Source organism: Oleiphilus sp. HI0043 (genome assembly GCF_001634935.1).
Window position 1 is genome coordinate 1 of the sequence record NZ_LWEY01001719.1, and the last position, 797, is coordinate 797.

Sequence of the window (797 nt, forward strand, 5' to 3'; positions counted from 1 at the left end):
TTGGGTTTCCCTAGTGAAAGCGCTGCCCCTATAAAAGTATTCCCAATCGCGGTCAATTTCTCTTCATGATCCTCAACACCTAACTGATCACACAAATCAGCCACACCATTAGCAAACTCTTGCAGTTTATCTTCTGTCAGACCTGTCATAGATATTCCTTTAGTACGATTCTGAATCAATGGCAACAGCGATACAGAATATGGAGGAAGTGAAGGAAAGTAATGACGGTATTCTTGCCATGATGAATGTCATTACGGATATCGCTGAGCAGACCAATCTTCTTGCACTTAATGCTGCAATTGAAGCGGCCCGTGCAGGGGATCAAGGTAGAGGATTTGCTGTCGTGGCTGATGAGGTTAGGACACTGTCCAAAAAAAGCAACGAATCAGCTCAGAAGATTAGAACTTTGTTAGACAAAGCGAGTTCTGATGTCAAAGCGGGTGCTGAAGCAGTCAATATGTCGGGCTCCGCGCTAGATAAAGTCGTCATTTCGGTAAAACAGGCGGCGGGGAATATTTCTACCGTCTCAGATTCAATGAGCAAGCAACGTACGCAGATTGAAGAGATTGTTCTGGAGAGTAAGAATGTTGAAGATATTAGTCGAACAAACGCCGACGCGGGGCAAACTTTGATGGATGCAAGTCAGGGGCTTTCAGAATTAGCGCACGAGTTATCAATCATGGCAAAAGATATGAACACCCTAGTAAGAAGCGCGTAGTGATCGCAGCTAATATTGAACACAGTTGAGCACGGTGACTAGTACAATCGGTATCCAACCAAGCTTGTCATCCGCTGAA

Annotated in this window: 1 protein-coding gene; it reads left to right on the forward strand. The window is 44.8% G+C overall.

What is annotated here, in order from left to right; genetic code table 11:
* Nucleotides 1–178 precede the first annotated feature (178 nt).
* The gene (locus A3729_RS26160) at nucleotides 179–718 is read left to right on the forward strand and encodes a methyl-accepting chemotaxis protein (protein WP_082865156.1); all 540 of its coding nucleotides are present in this window, start codon (nucleotides 179–181) and stop codon (nucleotides 716–718) included.
* The last annotated feature ends 79 nt before the right edge of the window (nucleotides 719–797 follow it).